The 21,762-nt window shown below is 61.8% G+C and carries 19 protein-coding genes and 1 pseudogene; 8 read left to right on the plus strand and 12 right to left on the minus strand.

What is annotated here, in order from left to right; genetic code table 11:
• Positions 1-26: 26 nt before the first annotated feature.
• Positions 27-695 carry an outer membrane protein gene (locus AC4CWH_RS12840; protein WP_491319049.1) on the plus strand — a complete coding sequence of 223 codons (669 nt, stop codon included), beginning with the start codon at positions 27-29 and terminating at the stop codon, positions 693-695.
• Here the strand turns inward: AC4CWH_RS12840 and glcF are convergent.
• Genes glcF through AC4CWH_RS12855 form a run of 3 tightly spaced genes read right to left on the minus strand, consistent with a single transcriptional unit; the run spans position 692 to position 4,706 of the window.
• The gene (glcF, locus tag AC4CWH_RS12845) at positions 692-1,996 is read right to left on the minus strand and encodes a glycolate oxidase subunit GlcF (RefSeq protein ID WP_491319050.1); all 1,305 of its coding nucleotides are present in this window, start codon (positions 1,994-1,996) and stop codon (positions 692-694) included. The genes AC4CWH_RS12840 and glcF overlap by 4 nt on opposite strands.
• Positions 1,996-3,207, minus strand: coding sequence for a glycolate oxidase subunit GlcE (glcE, locus tag AC4CWH_RS12850; RefSeq protein ID WP_491321428.1), 1,212 nt, complete (start codon positions 3,205-3,207; stop codon positions 1,996-1,998). The genes glcF and glcE overlap by 1 nt, the downstream gene beginning before the upstream one ends.
• A gap of 44 nt (positions 3,208-3,251) precedes the next feature.
• Positions 3,252-4,706 carry an FAD-linked oxidase C-terminal domain-containing protein gene (locus AC4CWH_RS12855; protein ID WP_491319051.1) on the minus strand — a complete coding sequence of 485 codons (1,455 nt, stop codon included), beginning with the start codon at positions 4,704-4,706 and terminating at the stop codon, positions 3,252-3,254.
• Between the two features lie 311 nt (positions 4,707-5,017).
• Between AC4CWH_RS12855 and AC4CWH_RS12860 the strand changes: the two genes are divergently transcribed.
• From AC4CWH_RS12860 to AC4CWH_RS12880, 5 genes and pseudogenes are all read left to right on the plus strand, one after another.
• Complete coding sequence (locus AC4CWH_RS12860; RefSeq protein WP_491285417.1) at positions 5,018-5,485, plus strand: NUDIX hydrolase; 468 nt, start codon at positions 5,018-5,020, stop codon at positions 5,483-5,485.
• Between the two features lie 225 nt (positions 5,486-5,710).
• Positions 5,711-7,220: pseudogene (locus AC4CWH_RS12865) on the plus strand (inorganic phosphate transporter); the annotation flags it as partial.
• A 37-nt stretch (positions 7,221-7,257) separates the two neighbouring features.
• Positions 7,258-7,995: a 16S rRNA (uracil(1498)-N(3))-methyltransferase gene (locus tag AC4CWH_RS12870; protein WP_491319052.1), complete on the plus strand. Its 738-nt coding sequence runs from the start codon at positions 7,258-7,260 to the stop codon at positions 7,993-7,995.
• 141 nt (positions 7,996-8,136) lie between these two features.
• Entirely contained in the window at positions 8,137-9,510 is a 1,374-nt protein-coding gene (locus tag AC4CWH_RS12875; RefSeq protein ID WP_491319053.1) for a glutamate--cysteine ligase, read from the plus strand.
• 114 nt (positions 9,511-9,624) lie between these two features.
• Positions 9,625-10,515, plus strand: coding sequence for a DUF937 domain-containing protein (locus AC4CWH_RS12880; protein WP_491319054.1), 891 nt, complete (start codon positions 9,625-9,627; stop codon positions 10,513-10,515).
• A gap of 124 nt (positions 10,516-10,639) precedes the next feature.
• On the opposite strand, the gene AC4CWH_RS12885 is transcribed toward AC4CWH_RS12880, so the two are convergent.
• The gene (locus AC4CWH_RS12885; RefSeq protein ID WP_491319055.1) at positions 10,640-10,951 is read right to left on the minus strand and encodes a YjiS-like domain-containing protein; all 312 of its coding nucleotides are present in this window, start codon (positions 10,949-10,951) and stop codon (positions 10,640-10,642) included.
• Positions 10,952-11,158: 207 nt separating this feature from the next.
• On the opposite strand from AC4CWH_RS12885, the gene AC4CWH_RS12890 reads away from it, so the two are divergent.
• The gene (locus AC4CWH_RS12890; RefSeq protein ID WP_491282408.1) at positions 11,159-12,112 is read left to right on the plus strand and encodes a LysR substrate-binding domain-containing protein; all 954 of its coding nucleotides are present in this window, start codon (positions 11,159-11,161) and stop codon (positions 12,110-12,112) included.
• A 53-nt stretch (positions 12,113-12,165) separates the two neighbouring features.
• Here the strand turns inward: AC4CWH_RS12890 and AC4CWH_RS12895 are convergent, their stop codons facing one another.
• The 8 genes from AC4CWH_RS12895 to AC4CWH_RS12930 form a co-directional block, all read right to left on the minus strand.
• Entirely contained in the window at positions 12,166-13,044 is an 879-nt protein-coding gene (locus tag AC4CWH_RS12895; protein WP_491319056.1) for a dienelactone hydrolase family protein, read from the minus strand.
• Positions 13,045-13,200: 156 nt separating this feature from the next.
• On the minus strand, positions 13,201-13,983 hold the full coding sequence (locus AC4CWH_RS12900) for a 3-hydroxybutyrate dehydrogenase (RefSeq protein WP_491319057.1): 783 nt from the start codon (positions 13,981-13,983) through the stop codon (positions 13,201-13,203).
• A 63-nt stretch (positions 13,984-14,046) separates the two neighbouring features.
• Positions 14,047-15,159 (minus strand): DUF3734 domain-containing protein, encoded by a 1,113-nt coding sequence (locus AC4CWH_RS12905; protein ID WP_491319058.1) that lies wholly within the window; start codon positions 15,157-15,159, stop codon positions 14,047-14,049.
• A 171-nt stretch (positions 15,160-15,330) separates the two neighbouring features.
• Positions 15,331-16,359 (minus strand): alcohol dehydrogenase AdhP, encoded by a 1,029-nt coding sequence (gene adhP / locus AC4CWH_RS12910; protein WP_491319059.1) that lies wholly within the window; start codon positions 16,357-16,359, stop codon positions 15,331-15,333.
• Between the two features lie 134 nt (positions 16,360-16,493).
• Entirely contained in the window at positions 16,494-16,913 is a 420-nt protein-coding gene (locus AC4CWH_RS12915; RefSeq protein WP_491319060.1) for an MAPEG family protein, read from the minus strand.
• Between the two features lie 98 nt (positions 16,914-17,011).
• On the minus strand, positions 17,012-17,374 hold the full coding sequence (locus tag AC4CWH_RS12920; RefSeq protein WP_491319061.1) for a hypothetical protein: 363 nt from the start codon (positions 17,372-17,374) through the stop codon (positions 17,012-17,014).
• Between the two features lie 109 nt (positions 17,375-17,483).
• Positions 17,484-18,974, minus strand: a complete 1,491-nt coding sequence (gene guaB, locus AC4CWH_RS12925; protein ID WP_491319062.1) for an IMP dehydrogenase — start codon at positions 18,972-18,974, stop codon at positions 17,484-17,486.
• A gap of 173 nt (positions 18,975-19,147) precedes the next feature.
• On the minus strand, positions 19,148-20,152 hold the full coding sequence (locus AC4CWH_RS12930) for an MBL fold metallo-hydrolase (RefSeq protein WP_491319063.1): 1,005 nt from the start codon (positions 20,150-20,152) through the stop codon (positions 19,148-19,150).
• A gap of 198 nt (positions 20,153-20,350) precedes the next feature.
• Here AC4CWH_RS12930 and AC4CWH_RS12935 point away from each other — a divergent pair, with 198 nt between their 5' ends.
• Complete coding sequence (locus AC4CWH_RS12935) at positions 20,351-21,760, plus strand: DHA2 family efflux MFS transporter permease subunit (RefSeq protein ID WP_491319064.1); 1,410 nt, start codon at positions 20,351-20,353, stop codon at positions 21,758-21,760.
• Positions 21,761-21,762: the final 2 nt, after the last annotated feature.

A 21,762-nucleotide genomic window follows, 5' to 3' on the forward strand; every position in this document is an offset into this window, starting at 1 on the left:
GGACATCAGGGGATCGGGGTTCTCTCATGTCAAATCGCAATGCCATCAGCGTCGCTGCTGTTTTCGTCGGCGCCTGTCTTTTGTCGAGTGTCGCCTTTGCCGGCGATATCGAAATTTCAGCCTATGGCGGTTACCAGACCGCGCCGCACAGCAAGGTGGAAGTTTCCGACCAGCCGGATTTCACCGCCGGCTGGGAAGGCAAATCCTTTGCATCGCCGCCCTATTGGGGCGTGCGCGGCACCTACTGGTTCGAAGGCGGTGCGCTCTCCAACCTCGGCATCTCCCTAGATTACACCCATGACAAGGTCTATGCCGATGACGACACAATGCGAAAATCGGGCTGGTCGCATTTCGAGTTCACCGACGGCCTCAATCTGCTGACCCTGAACGCGCTCTATCGTTTTCCGCTGGAAAGCCTGCCGGCACTCACGCCGTATGTCGGCGCCGGTGCCGGCATCAACGTGCCGCATGTCGAGGTGACCCGCGCTTCGGGCAAAACGTTCGAATACCAGTTCGGCGGTGCCACCCTGCAGGCGCAGGCGGGCATCAGTTACGCGATCACCAAGAACTGGTCGACCTTTTTGGAATACAAGGGCACCTATTCCTTTGTCGACGTCGATATCGACAGCGGCGCTTCGCTGAAGACGGACGTTAAGACCAATGCCGTCAATCTCGGCGTGGCCTACAAGTTCTAAACCTTTGCGACGCCGGAAAGCTTGGCGGGTTTCGGCCCGCCATAGGCCCAGTCGAGTAGTTCCACCGTGTGCAGGATCGGCATTTTGGCAGCCGTTGCGATCTGCGTGATGCAGCCGATATTGCCGGTGGCAATGAGGTCGGCCCGCGTCGCCTCGATATTTTTCACCTTGCGCGCCTTCAGCTCGGCGGAAATCTCCGGCTGGAGGATGTTATAGGTGCCGGCCGAGCCACAACAGAGATGGCCTTCCGCCGGATCCTTCACGGCAAAACCCGCCGCCTTCAGGAGAAGTTTGGGCTGCAGGGTGATCTTCTGGCCATGCTGCATCGAACAGGCAGAATGATAGGCGACAGTCAGGTTTTGCGGGGCAAGGCGCGGCAGGTCAAGCAGCGCCAGATATTCCGTCACATCTTTTGCAAGCGCCGAGACACGGGCCGCCTTTTCCGCATAGGCCGGATCGAGCCGCAGCATGTGGCCGTAATCCTTGATCGTGGTGCCGCAGCCGGACGCGGTGATGAGGATGGCATCGAGACCGCCCGCCTCGATCTCGCGCGTCCAGGCATCGACATTTGCGCGGGCAAAATCGAGCGCTGCGGCCTCGCGGCCCATATGATGCACCAGCGCGCCGCAACAGCCCTCCCCTTGTGGGCGAACGATCTCCACGCCGAGCCGTGACAGAAGCCGTTCGGTTGCCGCGTTGATGCCGGGATCGAGCACCGGCTGCGCGCAGCCGGCAAGAATGGCGACGCGCCCGCGCACCGGCTTTTCCACTAAGACCGGACCCGCAGGTGCGGCCGGAAGCGGCCTTTGCGGCGCAAGCTCCAGCATGGCGGCAAGCGGTTTTAGCGCTGTGACGCGGGAAAGGACCGGGGCCAGCGGCCGGGCAAGACGGGCCAGCGACAGTGCCAGCCGGAACCGCCGGGGATGCGGCAGCACGGCCACAAGCACCCCGCGGATCAGCCGGTCCATCAGCGGCCTCTGGTAGGTGTTTTCGATATGCGCCCGCGCATGGTCGATCAGGTGCATGTAATCGACGCCGGAGGGACAGGTGGTGGTGCAGGCAAGGCAGGAGAGACAGCGATCGATGTGGGTCACCACCTCGCGGTCGGCCGGCCGGTCGTTTTCCAGCATGTCCTTGATGAGGTAGATGCGCCCGCGCGGACTATCCAGCTCATTGCCAAGCGTCACATAGGTCGGACAGGTGGCGGTGCAGAACCCGCAATGCACGCAGCGCCGCAGGATCTTTTCAGACTCCGCCACATGCGGATCGGCAAGCTGTGCCTCGGTGAAATTGGTCTGCATCAGCCGTTACGCCCCATCTTCCCCGGATTAAAAATGCCCGCCGGATCAAGCGTTTGCCTTACCCGCTCGGAAAGTGCGGCCAGTGGTGCCGGTTGCGGTTCGAAGGCAGGCGTTGAGGCCCGCAGGGGGTCGCTGGCGCGCATCAGCGTGGCGTGGCCGCCGCCGAAGCGGGGGATGAGGGCGCGCAGGAGGTCTGCTTCCGGCTCGGCCTCCATGCGCATCCACACAAGGCCGCCCTGCCAGTCGTAGAAGGCATCGATACCGGCGTGCTGGCGCAGCGCAAGAACGAGCGCGGCACCGGCACCGGGCGCCACGGAAACCCGCCAGAGCGGTTTTTGGCTGTCGCCGGCGTAAGGCAGAACGTCACGGATCTGGTGCCAGAGATGCGCGCTGGTTTCCGCCTCGATGCGGGAAATCGGGCCGAAACGGCCAAGCGCTGCGGCAAGCTTTTCGGCCCGCACGGGAACGGAGGCGGAAAGGCCTTCGAGCCTCAGTACAGTTGCGGCACCTTCCGGCAGGCGCCCGTTCAGGAAGCGGCCCTTCACGCTATCGGGCAGATGGGACGCGCCGGATACTTCCACGGAAAGCCCCATGGCAAGCGCCATGGCGCGCGCAGCCTCTTCATCGAGGAGACCGGAGAGGATCAGCGTCTGCTCCGTCTGCGGGCGCGGGGCGACGCGAAACGTTACCTCGGTTAGAAAGCCGAGCGTGCCGAAGGAGCCGGCCAGCAGCTTGACCAGGTCAAGTCCGGTGACGTTCTTCATCACCCGGCCGCCGGCGCGGATCGCCTCGCCTTGCCCGTTGACGAAACGGATGCCGAGGAGGCTGTCGCGGGCGGCACCGGACAGCAGCCGGCGCGGGCCAGATGCGTTGGTGGCAAAGACGCCGCCGATGGTCGGCTCGCCTTCCGTGCCCATGACGGTGCGGTGGTCGATGGGCTCAAAAGCCAGCATCTGGTTGTTTTCGAGCAGGATTTCCTCGATTTCGGCAACCGGCGTGCCCGCCCGCGCCGTCATCACCATCTCGGTGGGATCATAGGCGACGATGCCGGAAATGGCCGCCGAACGCAGCACGGCATCCGCCTCGACGCGATTTCCAAAACCGGAGCGCGTATTGCCGCCGGAGATCAGAAGCTTGCGGCCCGCCGCTGCCGCCGCCCGGATCATGCCGGCCGCCTCTTCCTCGCAGACGGGAACGAGGATGGCGCTCATCGGCGCCATGTTGACCTCTGATGTCGTGTTGATCGTGATCGCACTCATGCCGAAAACGCTCTCGTTTCGGGCCGTCCATCGAGCGGAAACACCTTTGACGGGTTCATCAGCCACTGCGCGTCGAAGGCGGAGCGCACCGCCATCTGCTGGTCGAGATCGGCCTTGGAAAACTGGTGGCGCATCAGGTCGCGTTTTTCGATGCCCACACCGTGTTCGCCCGTCAGACACCCGCCGGCATCAACGCAGAGTTTCAGGATCTCGTTGCCGGCCGCTTCCGCCCGTGCCGCCTCATCCGGATCGTTGGCGTTGAAGAGGATGAGCGGATGCATATTGCCATCGCCAGCGTGAAAGACATTGGCGACGCGAAGGCCAAACCCCTCCACGATCTCGCCGGTGCGCTTCAGCACATAAGACAGCTGGCTGAGCGGCACCGTGCCGTCCATGCATATGTAATCGGCGATGCGGCCGGTGGCACCAAAGGCGGATTTGCGGCCCTTCCAGATCAGTGCCGCCTCTGTTGCCGACTGGCATTCGCGCACGGTTTTGACGCCATGGCGGCGGGCGATCTCGACGATCAGCGCCAGCATCGCATCCATCTCGGCTTCAGAACCTTCCACCTCGACGATGAGCAGCGCGCCGACATCCAGCGGATAACCGGCCTTGGCAAAAGCCTCGCAGATCTCGATCGCCGGCTTGTCCATGAATTCGATGGCAACGGGAATGATGCCGGAGCCGATGACATCAGTGACGCAGGCGCCCGCCTCTTCCGATGTCTCGAAGCCGAACAAAACGGGCCGTGCGCCTTCCGGCTTGGCAATGAGGCGAACGGTCGCCTCCGTCACGATGCCGAGCTGGCCCTCGGAGCCGCAGATGAGGCCGAGCAGATCGTAACCGCCGGCATCCAGATGTTTGCCGCCCAGCTCCACGATGGTGCCATCCACCAGAACCATCGTCACGCCGAGCAGGTTGTTGGTGGTCACGCCGTATTTCAGACAGTGCGCACCGCCGGAATTCATGCCGATATTGCCGCCGATGGTGCAGGCAAGCTGCGAACTGGGATCCGGCGCGTAGAAAAAACCTTCCGGCGATACGGCGTCCGAAATGGCAAGATTGGTGACGCCCGCCTGCACCTTTGCGGTGCGGTTGAACGTGTCGATCTCCAGAATGCGCGACAGGCGCGACAGCCCGATCACCACCGCATCCTCCTGGGGAATGGCCCCGCCGCAGAGCGAGGTGCCAGCCCCGCGCGGCACCACGGGAATGCCGTAGCGGTTGCAGTATTTTAACACGGCAGAGACCTGCGCCGTGGTTTTCGGCAGCACCACGGCGAGCGGCAGCCGACGATAGGAGACGAAGGCATCCGTCTCGAACGGCACCAGTTCGCGCGCCTCATGCACCAGGCATTCGGGCGGCAGCATGTCGGCCAGATCGGCGATGATGATCGAGCGGCGCGCCATCACGTTCGCGCGAGGTTCAAGAAAAGCAATTGCGTCCGACACGTCGTCTCCTCCACCTGTCCCGCACCTACTCGTCTCACGAATGGCCGGTCAGCATCAAGCGCTGATAAAGTCGCAAGCGTCCCGGCTCAGAAAAATGCGCGACATATTCAAGCAGGCCCTTATATTTCAGGTTCACGCAACCCAGCTGGTGTAAGACTGTTTGGACAAGCGTGTACACCGAATCAAATTTTCGGTTAACGTCGCAAATGAACAGCTGTGCAATGCGCTATCGTGCTAGGAGCCATTCAGCATATCCGGAGTGAACAAAGACAGTGAACCTTCTCAAGGAACTCGCCTCGAACCTGTATCTGATGCTGCGGCGTCCACCGCGGCAGCAATATGCTGCGCTGTGTTACCGGTTTGATGCGATGGCGGGCCTGCAGGTTCTGTTGTTGACCAGCCGCGAAACGCGCCGCTGGGTCGTTCCGAAGGGCTGGCCGATGAAGGGCAAAAAGGCCCATGCGGTTGCCGAGCGGGAAGCCTATGAAGAAGCCGGCGTGCTGGGCAAAGCCGAGAAGGAGCCCTTCGGTTATTTTGCCTATATGAAAAAGCGCAAAAGCGGCGTGGAAGTGCCTGTCAGGGTGCAGGTTCATGCATTGCACGTTAGTGAGATGCTTCCCGATTTTCCCGAACGGGACAGCCGCACGCTGGAATGGACCTCGTGTGCCGAGGCTGCACTGCGGGTGAATGAGCCCGAACTACGGGCGCTGTTCATGGCTTTTGCCAAGCGCATGGTGCCGGCACCTGTCGAAGGCAAGCTGCGCGCTTTCGGGCGCTGATTTTTTAAAGGTGACGGATTTCAGACGATCGCGTTTTGCGATCGGCGACCGGAATTAAACCGCATGCGTGGACTTTACCACTGCGGACGAGATTGTCGAAGATGCGTTCGCGTGACAGGCTGGCGCTGCCGCGCACCGGCCATGATCGACACACGAAAGATTTTGCGAAGGCGGCGCTTTTTCATTGAAGACAATACCCGAACCAGAACATGACGGCCGGCACAAAAACCGCGCCCTGCAAGCCAGGAAAGCGACCCTCGACAAGGATCTGGAAAAGATCGCCTCGGTGGAAGATGCCTCAAAGCATATCGGCCGCCGGCTGGCTGGTCCCGGTGCCGGTTTCCTGTTCCTCATCGCCGTCATGATCTTTACCGTCGCCTTCACGGCCGGCCATCCGGAAACCATCGTTGCCATCACGGCGGCCGTGTTGGCGGGCTACATGGCGATGAACATCGGCGCCAATGATGTCGCCAACAATATCGGTGCCGCCGTCGGTTCCAAGGCACTCAGCCTCGGCTTTGGCCTTGCGCTTGCCGCCATCTGCGAGATTGCCGGCGCGCTGATTGCCGGAAACCAGGTGGCCGGCACGATTGCCAATGGCATTATTTATGCCGATCGCCTGGCAAATCCTGATCTTTACGTCTGGGCGATGATGGCCGCACTTTTGGCAGCCGCGATCTGGATCAACATCGCCACCTGGATCAGCGCGCCCGTCTCCACCACCCATGCCATTGTCGGCGGGGTGATGGGCGGCGGCATTGCGGCAGCCGGTGTCAGCGCCGTCAACTGGACAGTGCTTGCCGGCATCGCCACCAGCTGGGTTGTCTCTCCCCTCCTCGGGGCGGCGGTGGCCATCGCCATGCTGGCCTTCATCAAGACCTTCATCATCTATACGCCCGACAAGATTGCCGCCGCCCGCCGCTGGGTGCCGGTGCTGATCGGCGTGATGTTCGGCTCGTTTGCCGCCTACCTCCTGATGATATTGCCCCTGGGAACCCTGACGCTTCCCCTGCCGCAGGCCCTGCTGCTGGGACTTGTAAGCGGCATCCTGGCAACGGTTCTCAGCCGGCCGCTGGTCAGGCGCCAGTCGGAAGGGCTGGAAAACCGCAACCAGTCGCTGCGCAAGCTCTTCCAGATGCCGCTGATCTTTTCGGCCGCCCTCCTCTCCTTCGCCCATGGCGCAAACGACGTGGCAAATGCCATCGGGCCGTTGGCGGCCATCATCGGCACGTTGAACGATGGGCCGCTGGTCGGCGATGCCCCGATCCCGCTCTGGGAACTTCTGATCGGCGGTGTCGGCATCTCGATGGGGCTTCTTCTGTTCGGGCCAAAACTCATCCATCTCGTTGGCAAGGAAATCACCAAGCTCAACCCGATGCGCGCCTATTGCGTGGCGCTGTCTTCCGCCGTCACCGTTATCCTTGCCTCTTCGATTGGCGCGCCTGTGAGTTCCACGCATATCGCCGTCGGCGCCGTTTTCGGCGTCGGCCTGTTTCGCGAATGGCATCACCGCTATTCCAAACAGCGCAAGGCCTATCTGAGCCAGATCGCACCGGGCGGACAGGATCTTGGCGAAAGGCCGGTCGGCGAGGTCAACACGGCCGAAGTGCGCCGGCGTTATCTGGTGCGCCGTTCGCACCTGCTGACCATTGTCGGCGCCTGGACGATTACCGTTCCGGTCTCCGGCGCCCTTGCAGCCGTCATCGCGATGGTTATGTTCCGCCTGTTCGCCTGACAGGCTGTTGACCAAAGACAAGAACGGGGCATTCCGAATGCGCGCCAATTTCCGCATGCAGCGGCTTTTCATCGACCAGAAGCTGGCTCTCGGCCTTTCCCACGAGGCGGCAAGCGACCATTTCAACTACCTGATCAACGTGCTGCGCATGGCAGAGGGTGACGAGGTGCTGGTGTTCAACGGCGTTGACGGCGAATGGCGGGCGCGCCTTCTGCTGCCCACCCGCAAGAAATTGCTGATCGAACCCATAGAGCAGACGCGGCCACAATCACCGCTGCCGGATCTGCATTATCTGTTTGCGCCGCTGAAAGTCGGCCGGCTGGATTATCTCGTGCAGAAGGCGGTGGAGATGGGCGCCGGCCTGTTGCAGCCGGTGATGACGCAGCACGTGCAGGGCAAGATCACCAGCCTGGAAAGGCTTCAAGCCAATGTGGTGGAGGCGGCCGAACAATGCGGCGTGCTGGCCGTGCCGGCAGTAGCGCCCCCGGTGAAGCTGAAGGATCTGCTGGAAACCTGGCCTCATGACCGGCGCATCATCTTTTGCGATGAGGGCGAGGAAAGCCAGAACCCGCTGCCTGTTCTCAATGAGATCAGGGAGCGCAAGCTTGCATTGCTGATCGGCCCGGAAGGCGGGTTTTCTGAAGAAGAGCGGGTGCTGCTGCGCAGCCTCGACTTCGTCACCGCCATTCCGCTTGGACCGCGTATTCTGCGCGCCGATACCGCAGCCGTGGCCGCCCTTGCACTCGTGCAGGCAACCATCGGGGATTGGGCATGAGGTTTTTGTCTCATTCTGCGTTCAGAGAAATTCACTTGCACCGCCGCTAGATCCGGTACAAGCAACTTTTCCGAAGGTCTGATTGCAGCGTTCGGGATAGCGTCCTGCTTCAAGGCTCCTACTTCAAACAAGGTCGACTTCATGGCCCGCGATACCACCGATCACACCCCGCTGACCTCCGTTTCGGAACTTGCCGACTATATGGCCGGGGGCTGCAAGCCGGAAGCCGATTTCCGCATCGGCACCGAACACGAAAAGTTCGCCTTCTTCCGCACCGACAATTCGCCGGTTCCCTATTTCGGCGAGGCGAGCATTTCGGCGCTTCTGAAGGGCATGCAGCAAAAGCTCGGCTGGGAACCGATCATGGATGGCGACAACATCATCGGGCTTGGCGAGACCGGTGGCATGGGCGCGATCTCCATCGAGCCGGGTGGCCAGTTCGAACTGTCGGGCGCGCCGCTTGAAACGCTGCACGAGACCTGTCGCGAATCCAACCAGCATCTGGCTGTGCTGCGCGAGATTGCCGAGCCCATGGGCATCCGCTTCCTCGGCATTGGCGGCAGCCCCAAATGGACGTTGGCGGAAACGCCGGTCATGCCGAAATCCCGCTACAAGATCATGACCCGTTACATGCCGAAGGTCGGCAGCCACGGGCTCGACATGATGTACCGCACCTGCACCATCCAGGTGAACCTCGACTTCTCCTCCGAAGCCGACATGGCGCGCAAGATGCAGTTGTCGCTGAAGCTGCAGCCGCTGTCGACAGCGCTGTTTGCCTCCTCGCCCTTTACCGAGGGCAAGCCGAACGGGCTTCTGTCGTGGCGTGGCGAGATCTGGCGCGATACGGACAATGCCCGCGGCGGGTTGATGCCAAAGGCCTTCGAGCCCGGTTTCGGTTTTGCCACCTATGTGGAATGGGCGCTCGACGTGCCGATGTATTTCATCGTGCGCGACGGCAAATATCACGATTGCACCCACGTCACCTTCCGCCAGTTCATGGCAGGCGCGCTGAAAGGCGAAGTGGCCGACTGGCAGCCGACGCTTGGCGACTGGACGAACCATCTCGGCACCCTGTTTCCCGATGTGCGCCTGAAGCGATATCTGGAAATGCGCGGCGCAGACGGTGGCCCGTGGCGGCGCATCTGCGCGCTTCCGGCCTTCTGGGTCGGCCTTCTCTATGACGATGCCGCAATGACCGCTGCCGAAGAGATCACCCGTGACTGGACCTATCAGGATGTGCTGGCGCTGCGCGATGCCGTGCCGGTCGAGGGGCTTGCGGCAAAAATTGCCGGGCGCCCGCTGATGGAGGTTGCGCGCGACATTCTTTCCGTTTCCACACAAGGCCTCAAGGCCCGCAACCGGCTGAACGGCGAGGGTCAGGACGAATCGGTGTTTCTGCAGCCGCTGGAAGAGATTCTGGCCAAGAAGAAGGTGCTGGCGGAAGAACTGCTGTCGCTTTACCACGGCCGCTGGAACGGCTCCGTTGAGCCGGTTTTCGACGAATGCCAGTATTGAGCCTCAAGCCTTCCCGCCACGGGACAGTTTAAAGCTGAACAAACCGGTTCCGTCCCGGATTTTTCCAGTTATAGTAGCTGGATACAAGGGGAATCCAGGAAGGAGCCGGTTACCATGCTGCCGCTGTTCGACATGATGCTGAAGGCGCAGAACGGCGCCGCGATGGACACTCTGGCCAAGCAGTTCAATCTGGCCCAGGAGCAGGCGGCGCAGGCCATGGCCGCCCTCCTGCCGGCGTTTTCTTCAGGCCTCAAGCGCACCAGCAACAACCCATATGATTTCAGCGCGCTGATGAGCGGCATGTTTTCCGGCGCCTACGGCAAATATTTCGAGGACATCAACAAGGCTTTCACGCCGCAGGGCATGGCCGATGGCAATGCGGTGCTGGAACGCCTGTTCGGCTCCAAGGATGTGTCGCGCGCGATTGCGGCGCAGGCGGCACAACTGACCGGCATCGGCCAGGATGTTTTGAAACAGATGATGCCGGCCATGGCCGACACGATCATGGGCGGGCTCTTCAAGCAGATGACCGGCCAGGTCTCCGCCAATCCCTTCTCGCCGGAAGCCATGGGCCAGGCGACGCAGCAATGGCTGCAGGCGATCGGCTTCCAGCCCAAACCCAAGCCGCAGCCGCAGGCCATTCCCTTCGACAACCCGATGTTCCAGGCCATGCGCAGCATGTGGGGGCTGGAAAAGCCCGCAGAGGCAGCCCAGCAGACCAACCCTTTCACCGACAATCCGTTCGCCAAGGCTTTTCAGGACATGATGAGCGGCAGTTTTTCCGCGCCCGAGGCTGCCCCACAGCCAGCCAAAGCCGCAGCGCCGAAGACTGAGGCGTCCGAGACGCCGACTGGCAAGCCGGAGATCGAGAAATTCCAGGCCGTTCTCTCCAGCATGTTCGATAGCGGCGTCGAAGTGCAGAAAGCCTATCAGAAGAATATGGAAGCCATCTTCGAGGGTTATGTACGCGCGCAGGCCGGCGATGCGCCCAAGGCTTCCGTTTGATCACTGCCTGAACCAGAGGCCCTGCCCTGCAGAGGTTTGCAGGCCATAAAAAAGCCCGGCGCGGATAAACCGGCCGGGCAAGTATGCAGGGTCATTGGCGTTACCCTGCGGGGAAAACTGGTGGTCAGGCGCGCTTGTTCACTAACAGCGACCGGCGGCCGCGCTGGCGGGCATGCGGTGGCAGGAGCGAATAGGGATCCTCAAACAGGCCCGACTGGATCATCGCACGATCGACCTCCAGCCGTGTCAGGCCGATATCGAACAGCTGGTGATCTTCAAGCTCGCTCAGCGCATTCATGGCCTTGCGATTGCGAAGGGCACGAAGAACGGTTTTGCTCCATGCCGCCGTATAGGCGATCACATCGGCAAAAAGGCGCCCATTGACCTTCCGGGTGGCGGAGAGGGTGCGGGTCATGGTCCGTTCAGTCGTGCTCATGGGAACTTCCTTTCGTCAGGCACGAAAATTCATTCCTCCAACAGTGTCAGGCCGCTGGATCGGGCCGCCGTTTCTGGAAGGAAGGCAGGGACGGCGCTTGAAAAGCGACATCTGTTTGGCTTTGCCCTTGCGTTATGCGAAATCACCATTGATCAGTCCAACGAATGTTTCTAATGATTAGCATCAAACTCACTGATGGGTGCTCCAATGTCTGCTCCACTTGATACTGACCAGTTGCAAACCTTCGTCGCCATCGTCGACAGCGGCAGTTTCACCAAGGCCGCCGACCGCGTGTTCAAGACGCAGAGCGCCGTCTCCATGCAGATGCGACGGCTGGAGGAGCGGGTGGGCAAGCAGCTGTTTGCCAAGGACGGGCGCGGCAACCGGCTGACGCTGGAGGGCGAAAAGCTCTTGAACTATGCCCGCCGCATCATCCGGCTGAACAACGAGGCAATTGCAGCCTTCGACGACAACCGGCTGGAGGGCACGCTGCGCATCGGCACGCCCGACGATTACGCCGACCGCTACATGCCTGAGATCATCGGGCGTTTTGCAAAGACGCATCCGAATGTCGAGCTGTTCATTGTCTGCGAACCCTCGGTGGATCTGGCGGAAAAGATGGCGCGCGGCGAGCTGGATATTGCGCTTGTCACCCACAATCCCCGCGCCCGCCAGTCGGATGTGGTGCGCACAGAGCCGCTCTGCTGGGTGGCCTCGGCCAACCATCCGCTGCGCGACGATGCGCCGGTGCCGCTGGCTGTCGGCCGGCGCGATTGCAACTGGCGCCAGCTTGCCTGTTCGGCGCTCGATGCGGACGGGCGCGAATACCAGATCCTGTTTACCAGCTGGTCGTCCATGGTGGTGGCATCAGCGGTTCTCGCCGGCATGGCCGTGTCGATCCTGCCGGAATCGGCCCTTCGCCCGGGCATGAAGGTTCTGAGCCAGTCGGACGGTTTTCCGCCGCTTCCGCCGGTGCAGATCGGCCTGATGAAGCGGCCGGGCCTGTCGCCCTCGCTGATGACGGCGATCACCGATCACATCACCGCCTGCCTCGACAACATCTCGCCGGCCGTTGCACCTGACGATCTCGATGGCGACATGAAGGCGTTTGGCCGCGCTGCCGCCCGCCTGCGCACCGCCCAGCTGATGCCGGGGTGGTGAGCAGGATTTGAGGGCCGTGCCGGCTGATGCGGGCACGGCCTCTGGCAGTAAGATTACGCCAGATATTTGCGGAAAAATGCCACGGTGCGGCTCCAGGCAAGGTCAGCTGCCGCCTTGTCATAACGGGCCGACGAGGTGTCGTTGTTGAAGGCGTGGTTCACGCCGTCGTAGATGAAGATTTCAAACGTCTTGCCGCCGGCTTCCAGCCCCTTGCGATAGGCATCGATGCCGGCATTGATGCGCTCGTCGAGGCCGGCGTAGTGCAGCATGAGCGGCGCCTTGATTTTCGCAACGTCTGCGGCGGGTGGCTGGGCGCCGTAATAGGCGACGCCGGCGTTCAGCTCCGGTGATGCCACCGCCATGCGGTTCACCATGCCGCCGCCCCAGCAGAAACCGACAGCCCCCACCTTGCCGTTTGCGCCCGCGCGCTTTGCCAGAAAGGCGCGGGTCGCCTCGGCGTTGGCGGTAGTGGCACCCATGTCGAGGCTGGAAAACATCTGGCGGGCCTGATCCTCATCCGTGGGCGTTCCACCGTTCGGGGAGAGGAAATCCGGGGCGAGCGCCACAAAACCATCCAGCGCAACGCGCCGGGCGACATCGCGGATATGCTCGTTCAGGCCACGGTTCTCGTGGATGACGATGACGGAGCCGAGCGCGCCGGCGGCATTTTTCGGCGTGACGAGATAACCTTTCATCTCGCCGCCCGAACCGGGATAGGTGATGTCCTCGGCCGTCAGCCGGTCGTCGTTTACAGGCACGATCGCTGCTTGCGCACTGCTTGCCGCCAGCATCGGGGCGATGGCCGCAGCAGCCGCTCCCGAGCCGGCGAGAAGGCTCAGCTTTTCCATGAATTTTCGGCGATCGAGGCTGAGATGCGTATATTCGTCATAGGCATCGATCATCGCCTGCGTGATCTTCGGCTTGTCGGTCATTGCGTTTCCTCCATCAAATCCCCAAGGCTTGGGACAAGATGGGCGAAAGCGCAGGTTTTGGAAGCGGCCCGGCCGCCACCCGCACCACAACTTTGCGTGATGCTTGAGGAGCGGCGCGGGTTGCGTCGACGTGATGCTCCGGTGGACGGAGAAGGCTCAGCCCATGTGCCAGCCGTGGCTGACGGTGATCGACTGGCCAGACAGCGCATTGGTCTTGAAGGCGGCGAGGAATAGCGCAACGTCGGCCACATCCTCCACCGTGGTGAATTCGCCGTCGACGGTTTCGCCGAGCATCACCCGCTTCACCACCTCATCCTCGGAAATACCAAGGGTTTTCGCCTGTTCGGGGATTTGCTTGTCAACGAGCGGCGTGCGCACAAAACCGGGGCAAATGACATTGGCGCGGATGCCAAACTCGCCGCCTTCCTTGGCAAGCACCCGGGCAAGGCCAAGAAGCCCGTGCTTTGCGGTCACATAGGCGGATTTGAGCGGCGAGGCCTCGTGCGAGTGAACGGAGCCCATGTAGATGACCGCGCCGCCGCCACTCGCCTTCATATGCGGCACGCAGGCCTTGGTGGTGAGGAAGGCGCCATCGAGATGGATGGCCAGCATCTTCTTCCAGTCGGCAAACGGGAAATCCTCGATGCGGTGAACGATCTGGATGCCGGCATTGGAGACGAGAATATCGACGCGACCGAAGGTTTCCACGGTTTTTGCGACGCCCGCATTCACCGCCGCTTCGTCGGTCACGTCCATGGCAACGCCAATCGCCCGGCCGGGGCCGATGGCGGTCAGTTCCTTCGCCTTCGCGTCCGCCGCATCGAGCCTGAGATCGGCGATGACGACATTCGCGCCCTGTTCGATATAACGCCTGGCGATTTCGGCGCCGATGCCGCTTGCCGATCCGGTGACGATGGCGATTTTTCCGTTGAGGGTCATGGTGCGGTCTCCTTGAAATCGGGCCGCCCCGTCGGTGTGTTTGTACCGGCTGAGGGTCCGTCGTTATTCGTCTCGCGGCCTGTCCTGGGCGAGATCGAAGATCTGGATGCCATCCTTCGGACGGCCCCGTTTTTTCCACTTGGGGTGGTTCAGCGTGTGCATCGCATCGTCATATCCGGCCTTCCAGTTGGCTTCGACGCTGGCGCGCGAGAACTCCGCATCCATGGCGTGCGAATCATAGGCGGCGCTGCGATGGATGAGGTGGACCAGCGTCACATCGTATTCGATGCCGACGGAGCGAAGCAGTTTAACATCCTCGTCGTCGCGAAGCTCCGGCGGAAGCTTTTCGAGAAGGCGGCGGGCGGCGCGGCGAAAGATCTGCTTGCGGGCGAACTCGTCGGTGTTCATGCGCGTGCGGCTGGAATAGCGGATTTCCTTAACGCGCGCATCGACCTCCAGAAGGTCGCGCGGCATCTGGCCACGGGCGGGAAACAGATCGACCTGAAAGATGCACAGATCCGCCTCAAAACCATCGGCCGCCAGCACATATTGCAGCGGCGTGTTGGAGACGAGACCGCCATCCCAATAAAACTCGCCGTCGATCTCGATAGGCGCAAAGCCCGGCGGAAGCGCGCCGGAGGCCGCCACATGGCGAGCCGAGAGCTTGATGTCTCGATTGTCGAAATAGGCGAAATTGCCGGTTTTCACATTGACCGCACCAAGGCTGAGGCGCACCTCGCCCTGGTTGATCCGGTCGAAATCGACAAGCCTGTCGAGCGTCTTCAACAGCGGTTCCGTATCGTAATGGCTGATCGTCACGTCGCGGTTGAACAGAAGCTGGTAAGGGGTCTGCAGGCGGGGCGAGAAAAAGCCGGGAATGCCGGTCATCGCGCCGGCAAGCACAGACCAGTCCTTGAAGAGCCGCTTGGCATCATGCTGAACCACCGGCCCAAAATCGAGACCGGAAGAGACCATGTCCCAGAACTGCCGCAGATTTTCCACCTGCCGATCGTCAGGACTTCCGGCAATAATGGCGGAGTTGATGGCGCCGATGGAAATGCCGGCGAGCCAGTCCGGCTTGATGCCTTGTTTGTGAAGCGCCTCGAAGGTGCCGGCCTGATAGGCGCCAAGCGCACCGCCGCCCTGGAAGACAAGAATATTTTCGATGGACCGCATGCCCTGAACTCCCGATGCTCTCTGCTTGTTCGCAACTGCAGCATCTTCATCTTCACATGGGGCGCAGCTTTCAAATTGTCATCACCTGCAAGATTAAACTTCGTTCATGCGGGGAGATGCAAAAAGCCGCCCCGGGGCGGGACGGCTTTGTCATAGATGCGTCGGGAGTTGTCAGCCGGCGAGATCGAGCACGATGCGGCCGTCGATCTTGCCTTCTTCCATGCGGTGGAAGATGTCGTTGATGTTTTCGATTTTATCCCAGGAGTAATGCGCGGCAACCTTGCCTTCGCCGGCAAATTGAAGGCTTTCCTCGAGATCCTGACGGGTGCCGACGATGGAGCCGCGCACGGTGATGCGCTTCAGCACTGTCTCGAATACCGGCAGCGAGATGAAACCCGGCGGCAGGCCGACCAGCGCCATCGTGCCCTTGGAGCGCAGGAAACCATAGGCCTGTTCCATGGCCTTCGGCGAAACGGCAGTCACCAGCGCGCCGTGGGCGCCGCCGGTTGCCTTCTGCACCTGTGCGATGGCATCAGCGTCGCGGCCGTTCACCGTTACGTCGGCGCCAAGCTTCTTGGCAAGCTCCAGCTTGTCGTCAAAAATGTCTGCGGCCACCACATGCATGCCCATGGCCTTGGCATATTGCACCGCCATATGGCCAAGGCCGCCAATGCCTGAGATGACCACCCATTCGCCGGGGCGCACCTCGGTTTCCTTCAAGCCCTTGTAGACGGTGACGCCAGCGCAGAGGATGGGGGCAGCCGCTCCGAATTCGAGATTATCCGGCAGGCGGCCGACGAAATCCGGGTCGGCCAGGCCATATTGGGCAAAGGTGCCGTTCACCGAATAACCGGTGTTCTGCTGGCTGCCGCAAAGCGTTTCCCAGCCGGTGCGGCAGGGGTTGCAGCAGCCACAGGCGGTGTGCAGCCAGGCCACGCCAACGCGGTCGCCTTCCTTGATGCGGGAGACACCCGCGCCAAGCTTTGCCACGTAGCCGGTGCCCTCGTGGCCGGGAATGAAGGGAGGATTGGGCTTGACCGGCCAGTCGCCATTTGCTGCGTGCAGATCCGTGTGGCAGACGCCGGTTGCTTCGTATTTGACAAGAATCTGGCCGGGGCCGGGTTCCGGGATCGGCATTTCCTCGATGGTGAGCGGCTTGCCGAACGTGCGCACCACTGCGGCCTTCATCATTGCTGCCATGGATCTTCTCCTCGAACCGGTGACGGCACCTGATGGTGCCGCGCGACTGCCTTGCAAGCGGTCTTTCCGCCTGCACCGGTTCTAGAGGATCGGACCCTGTGACAGTTTGATCTGCCGCAAAAGCCGTCAATCTATCAGGTGAGCGCCAGCCACACGACGAGCCAGCCCCACATGCCGACAACGCTTGCCACGCCAACCATGAACAGGTTGCGGCGCAGGAACACCCGGTTGCTGGTGACATGCACATAAGAATGGGCATAACGCGAGGCAACGAACAGCCAGGCGAGGATGACGGTGCCAATATTGTCGCCATCGACGGCAAACAACGCCAGGCAACCGATGTGGAAGAACATTGGCAGCTCGAACTGGTTCTTCAGGTTGTTATGGACGAAAAGACTGTCCTCCGGCTCCTGAAGGTTGGCGCGAAACTGCGAGACGGTTGCCCGCCCGGCCTTCACCGCCGCCACCCGCCGCTTCGACAGCAGCACGTAAAGAATGAGGACGAGGGCCGCATGCGCGACCATCGGCCAGATCATCGCTTCGTTGGAAATCATCACTCATCCTCGGGGTTCGGCAGACACTGGCCATGTCATAGACGAAGGACACCCGCGAGGGAAAGCCTCGGGGATACGGAACCCCCGAAGGAAAACGATCAGTTCCTGCGGGTCAGCACCTCGGTGCCGGCACCGTCCTCGCCGGAAATCGTCCAGACGCCATCCAGCACGCCATTGTCCTTCACCTCGTAGACGATGAGGCCGACAGCATCGCCGAGCACATAGCCAGCTGCAAAAGCATTGTCGTGCAGCATGCAGATTCCTTCAGACGTCGTGCCGCCCGTCGACCATTCGATGGCACAGGTGGTTTCGCTGGTGAGTGTGATGACGGCGGTGCCATCGTAGGGCGAGCCGTCGAGATTGGTGCCGGCAACGTCATAGGTGCCTTCGCGCACCGTCTGGGCGGCGGCTGCGGAACAAAGGCCGGCGGCCAGAAGCAGGCCTGCAAGAATGATTTTCATGACTTCCCCCCGATATCCGGAACGATCCCCGGATACCCCAGCATAAGAGGGAAACGGCGGCTGGCAATGGCTGCCAGCCGCGAAGTTTGTGCAGGGTTGACGAGAAACCTCAGGCGCCGCCGGGGTAGTTCGGGCTTTCGCGGGTGATCGTCACGCCATGCGGATGGCTTTCGCGAAGGCCGGCGCCGGAGATGCGCACGAAGGTGGCCTTTTCCTGAAAATCGAGGATATCCTTGCCGCCGACATAACCCATGGCAGCCTTCAGGCCACCGGCGAGCTGGTGCAGCACGGCCGAGACCGGGCCCTTGTAGGGAACCTGGCCCTCGATGCCTTCAGGCACGAGCTTCAGCGTATCGCGCACTTCCGCCTGGAAATAACGATCTGCAGAACCGCGGGCCATGGCGCCCACAGAGCCCATGCCGCGATAGGCCTTGAAGGAGCGGCCCTGGTAGAGATAGACCTCGCCCGGGCTTTCATCGGTGCCGGCGAGAAGAGAGCCGACCATGACGGCAGACGCGCCGGCCGCAATCGCCTTTGCCACGTCACCGGAAAACTTGATGCCGCCATCGGCAATGACGGGAATGTTGTGCTTGTTGGCTTCGGCAACGGCGGCCATGACGGCGGCCAGCTGCGGCACGCCGACGCCGGCGACGATGCGCGTGGTGCAGATCGAACCCGGGCCGATGCCGACCTTGATGCAGTCCGCACCGGCATCGATGAGGGCGCGGGTGCCGTCACCGGTTGCCACATTGCCGGCGATGATGCGCACGGCGTTCGTCATCTTCTTCACCTCAGCCACCGCATCCAGAACCTTCTGGGAATGACCGTGGGCGGTATCGACAACGATCACGTCCACACCGGCCTCGATCAGGCGCTCGGCGCGCTCGCGACCGTCCTCGCCGGTGGAGATGGCAGCCGCGACCCGAAGGCGTCCCTGCACATCCTTGGAGGCATGCGGGTTGAGCTGCGACTTCTCGATGTCCTTCACCGTAATGAGGCCGATGCAGCGGCCCTGATTATCGACCACCAGCAGCTTTTCGATGCGGTGGCTGTGCAGGAGACGCTTGGCCTCCTGCTGCTCGACGCCGTCCTTCACGGTGATGAGGTTTTCCCGCGTCATCAGCTCATAGATTTTCTGGCTGGGATCGGAGGCAAAACGCACGTCGCGGTTCGTCAGGATGCCGACGAGGCGGCCGGGGCGGCTTGTGCCTTCCACAACCGGGATGCCGGAAATGCCATGGGCGCTCATCAGCGCCTTGGCTTCGGCAAGCGTTGCCTCCGGCCCGATGGTGACGGGGTTGACCACCATGCCGCTTTCGAACTTCTTGACCTGGCGAACCTGCTCGGCCTGCTCGATGGGGGTCAGGTTGCGGTGGACGACGCCGATGCCGCCAGCCTGCGCCATGGCAATCGCCAGACGGCCTTCCGTGACCGTATCCATGGCAGACGACAGGATCGGCAGGTTCAGCTCGATGTCATGGGCGATGCGGGTGGCGATGTTCGTCTGGCCAGGCATGACCTCCGAATGTCCCGGCTGCAACAGCACGTCGTCGAAGGTAAGCGCGTCCGCGCCGGTTGCAGATTCTACAATGCGAGCCATGGCCAATTTCCTTTAATGAATGGAAGTTCGGTCCGGCGGGAGGTTAACCGGAGGCGATCTTCAGGAATGGGAAGTTGGCGAGGGCTGGTAACACGGTTATGACGGGAAGGAAACAGAAAAAACCCGGAAGCCGAACTCCCGGGTTTTTCAAAGGCTAACAGGTGACGATCCGCTCAGATGTCGAACTGGTAGGACTTGGGCACGAAACGGTAGCCCGTCTCCTGCTTTTCCACGTAGCCGACAGCTGGAAACGGCATGTGGTAACCGAGGAAGGCGACGCGGTCGGTGGCGAGCATGTCGAACACCGTCTTGCGGCTTGCGGCGGCCGCCTTCTTGTCCATGTCGAACTTTACTTCCCAGTCCGGCCGCTGCAGCGACAGCACGAAATGGTTGGCCGTATCGGCCGTCAGCACCAGGCGACGCCCGCCCGATTCGACATTGTAGATCATGTGGCCGGGCGAATGGCCAAAGGCTTCCAGGCTGGTAATGCCGCTCACCACGGTTGAACTTTTGCCGATGAACGTCGCCTTGTCAGCCAGCGGCTTCACATTGGCAAGCACCGCCTTGTGGCCGCCTTCCGCTGCCGTGCCGACGCGCGCCGAACTGCTCCAGAAATCATATTCCACCTGGCCGATGATGTAGCGCGCGTTCGGAAAGGCCGGCTTGCCGCCTTCCATCAGGCCGCCGATGTGATCGCCGTGCAGATGCGTCAGCACCACCACGGTCACGTCTTCCGGGCGGTAGCCGGCAGCCTGAAGGCCCTCCAGCAGACGGCCATTGCCGGCGGCTCGGCCTCTTTCACCAAAGCCGGTATCAAACAGCACCCGGTCGCTGCCGGTATTGATCAGCGTCGGCGAGAAGGAATTGACGAAATTGTCCTTGGGCAGGAAATTTTGCTCCAGCAGTGCCGAAACCGTCTGCTCCTTCTGGTTGGTGCCAAAGGTTTCGCCAGGTTTGCCGGAGGCGCGGGCGCCGTCCTTCACCACCAGAACCTCAAACTCGCCGAGCTTGAAGCTGTGGGTATCTGCCGGCAGGACTTTTGTCATATGTCTATCCGTCGAGGTTTGTGTGCTGCTGGCTTGCGCCAGGGCGCGTCCGGACAAAACCGCCGGTGCGGCCAGAAAGCCCACCCCCGCCGTGCCCAAAAGCGCGCGCCGCCCCAATTTAGAGTTATGCATTGCCACCCTCCCATGCGCAGACCGAATGCGCGTGTGCCGTCGTGACCGGTCGCAGCAACAGATATGGCAAAGACATGCAAAGGAGAACGCCTGTCACGTAGTCGTGATAGCCATGCCAGACACCCTGAAACCCAGTAGCCGGACGCCCAAACGAGGCGTAGGAAGACGCCAGCCGAAGTTTCGCAAAGCATGCCTGCCATGAACCGGATTGTCCCCCTCATCCTTGCCGTCGCTCTTTTCATGGAGCAGATGGATTCCACCGTCATTGCCACCGCCCTTCCCGCGATTGCGACCGACCTTGGCGTCGGGCCGATCACGCTGAAGCTGGCGCTGACCTCCTACATGGTGGCGCTGGCCGTCTTCATTCCGATCAGCGGCTGGATGGCCGACAAGTTCGGCGCAAAAAGCATTTTTCGCGTCGCAATCCTCGTTTTCGTGGTGGGTTCCATCTGTTGCGCCGTTTCCTCGTCCGTCGTGGAATTCGTCATGGCGCGCTTCCTGCAAGGCATGGGCGGGGCGATGATGACGCCGGTCGGGCGGCTCGTTCTCTTGCGCACGACGCAGAAGAAGGATCTGGTCTCGGCCATGGCGCTTCTGACCATTCCAGCCCTTGTCGGACCGCTGACGGGACCGCCGGTCGGCGGCTTCATCACCACCTATTTCACCTGGCACTGGATCTTTCTCATCAATGTGCCGGTGGGTCTTGTCGGTGTGTGGCTGGCCACGATCTACCTGCCCGATATTGAACGGCGCGATGCACCGCCGATCGACCTTTACGGCTTCCTGATGATTTCGCTGACGGCTGCCGGCACCGTGTTCGGGCTTTCGGTGGTCAGCCTGCCGGCGCTGCCGCCGGCGGTGGGCATCGTCACCACCCTAATCGGCCTCGTCTGCGGTGGACTTTACCTTCGCCATGCCCGCACGCACCCTGCCCCGATCCTCAAGCTGACGCTGTTTCGCAACCAGGCGTTTCGCGCCGCCATTACCGGCGGCACGCTGTTTCGCATCGCAACCGGCGCCGTGCCCTTCCTGATGCCGCTGATGCTGCAGCTGGCCTTCGGCATGACGCCGTTCCAGTCCGGCCTCACCACCTTTGCCGGGGCACTTGGGGCGCTGACGGTGAAATTTGTTGCCAAGCGGCTGTTTGCCTCGACGGGCTTCAAGATGACGCTGATCGGGGCAAGCATTGCGGGCGCCGCAACGACGGCCGTGAACGGCTTCTTCACCGACCAGACACCGCAGGGCGTCATCATCCTTTTCCTGTTTGCCTCGGGCCTTGCGCGTTCGATGTTCTTTACCGGCACCAATGCGCTGAGCTACTCAGAAATCGAGGATGACGAGGCAAGCCAGGCGACATCCATCAGCTCCGTTTTGCAGCAAGTCAGCCTTGCGCTCGGCGTCGCCTTTGCCGCCTTCGTGCTGGAAGCCTCGTCCTATCTCTCCGGCTCACACCTGCAGCTGGCGGATTTCCACCTTGCCTTTTTCCTCGTCTCGGCGGTGTCGCTCGCGTCGCTGCTGCCGCTGTTGTCGCTCAAGGCCAATGCCGGCTCCGACGTTTCCGGCCACCGCCGTTATGCGGGCCGGCCGGTGGACGTGCCCGGGGAATAGAC

Source organism: Neorhizobium sp. PAMB6716, from assembly GCF_058242805.1.

Coding starts and splice junctions, on each gene's coding strand:
- AC4CWH_RS12915 (WP_491319060.1), bottom strand. CDS start 16,913: ATGATTTCCAACGAAGCGATGATCTGGCCGATGGTCGCGCATGCGGCC.
- AC4CWH_RS12935 (WP_491319064.1), top strand. CDS start 20,351: ATGAACCGGATTGTCCCCCTCATCCTTGCCGTCGCTCTTTTCATGGAG.
- guaB (WP_491319062.1), bottom strand. CDS start 18,974: ATGGCTCGCATTGTAGAATCTGCAACCGGCGCGGACGCGCTTACCTTC.
- AC4CWH_RS12930 (WP_491319063.1), bottom strand. CDS start 20,152: ATGCATAACTCTAAATTGGGGCGGCGCGCGCTTTTGGGCACGGCGGGG.
- adhP (WP_491319059.1), bottom strand. CDS start 16,359: ATGGCAGCAATGATGAAGGCCGCAGTGGTGCGCACGTTCGGCAAGCCG.
- AC4CWH_RS12905 (WP_491319058.1), bottom strand. CDS start 15,159: ATGCGGTCCATCGAAAATATTCTTGTCTTCCAGGGCGGCGGTGCGCTT.
- AC4CWH_RS12885 (WP_491319055.1), bottom strand. CDS start 10,951: ATGAGCACGACTGAACGGACCATGACCCGCACCCTCTCCGCCACCCGG.
- AC4CWH_RS12840 (WP_491319049.1), top strand. CDS start 27: ATGTCAAATCGCAATGCCATCAGCGTCGCTGCTGTTTTCGTCGGCGCC.
- AC4CWH_RS12870 (WP_491319052.1), top strand. CDS start 7,258: ATGCGCGCCAATTTCCGCATGCAGCGGCTTTTCATCGACCAGAAGCTG.
- AC4CWH_RS12880 (WP_491319054.1), top strand. CDS start 9,625: ATGCTGCCGCTGTTCGACATGATGCTGAAGGCGCAGAACGGCGCCGCG.
- AC4CWH_RS12875 (WP_491319053.1), top strand. CDS start 8,137: ATGGCCCGCGATACCACCGATCACACCCCGCTGACCTCCGTTTCGGAA.
- AC4CWH_RS12895 (WP_491319056.1), bottom strand. CDS start 13,044: ATGACCGACAAGCCGAAGATCACGCAGGCGATGATCGATGCCTATGAC.
- AC4CWH_RS12890 (WP_491282408.1), top strand. CDS start 11,159: ATGTCTGCTCCACTTGATACTGACCAGTTGCAAACCTTCGTCGCCATC.
- AC4CWH_RS12860 (WP_491285417.1), top strand. CDS start 5,018: ATGCTGCGGCGTCCACCGCGGCAGCAATATGCTGCGCTGTGTTACCGG.
- AC4CWH_RS12920 (WP_491319061.1), bottom strand. CDS start 17,374: ATGAAAATCATTCTTGCAGGCCTGCTTCTGGCCGCCGGCCTTTGTTCC.
- AC4CWH_RS12900 (WP_491319057.1), bottom strand. CDS start 13,983: ATGACCCTCAACGGAAAAATCGCCATCGTCACCGGATCGGCAAGCGGC.
- glcF (WP_491319050.1), bottom strand. CDS start 1,996: ATGCAGACCAATTTCACCGAGGCACAGCTTGCCGATCCGCATGTGGCG.
- glcE (WP_491321428.1), bottom strand. CDS start 3,207: ATGAGCGCCATCCTCGTTCCCGTCTGCGAGGAAGAGGCGGCCGGCATG.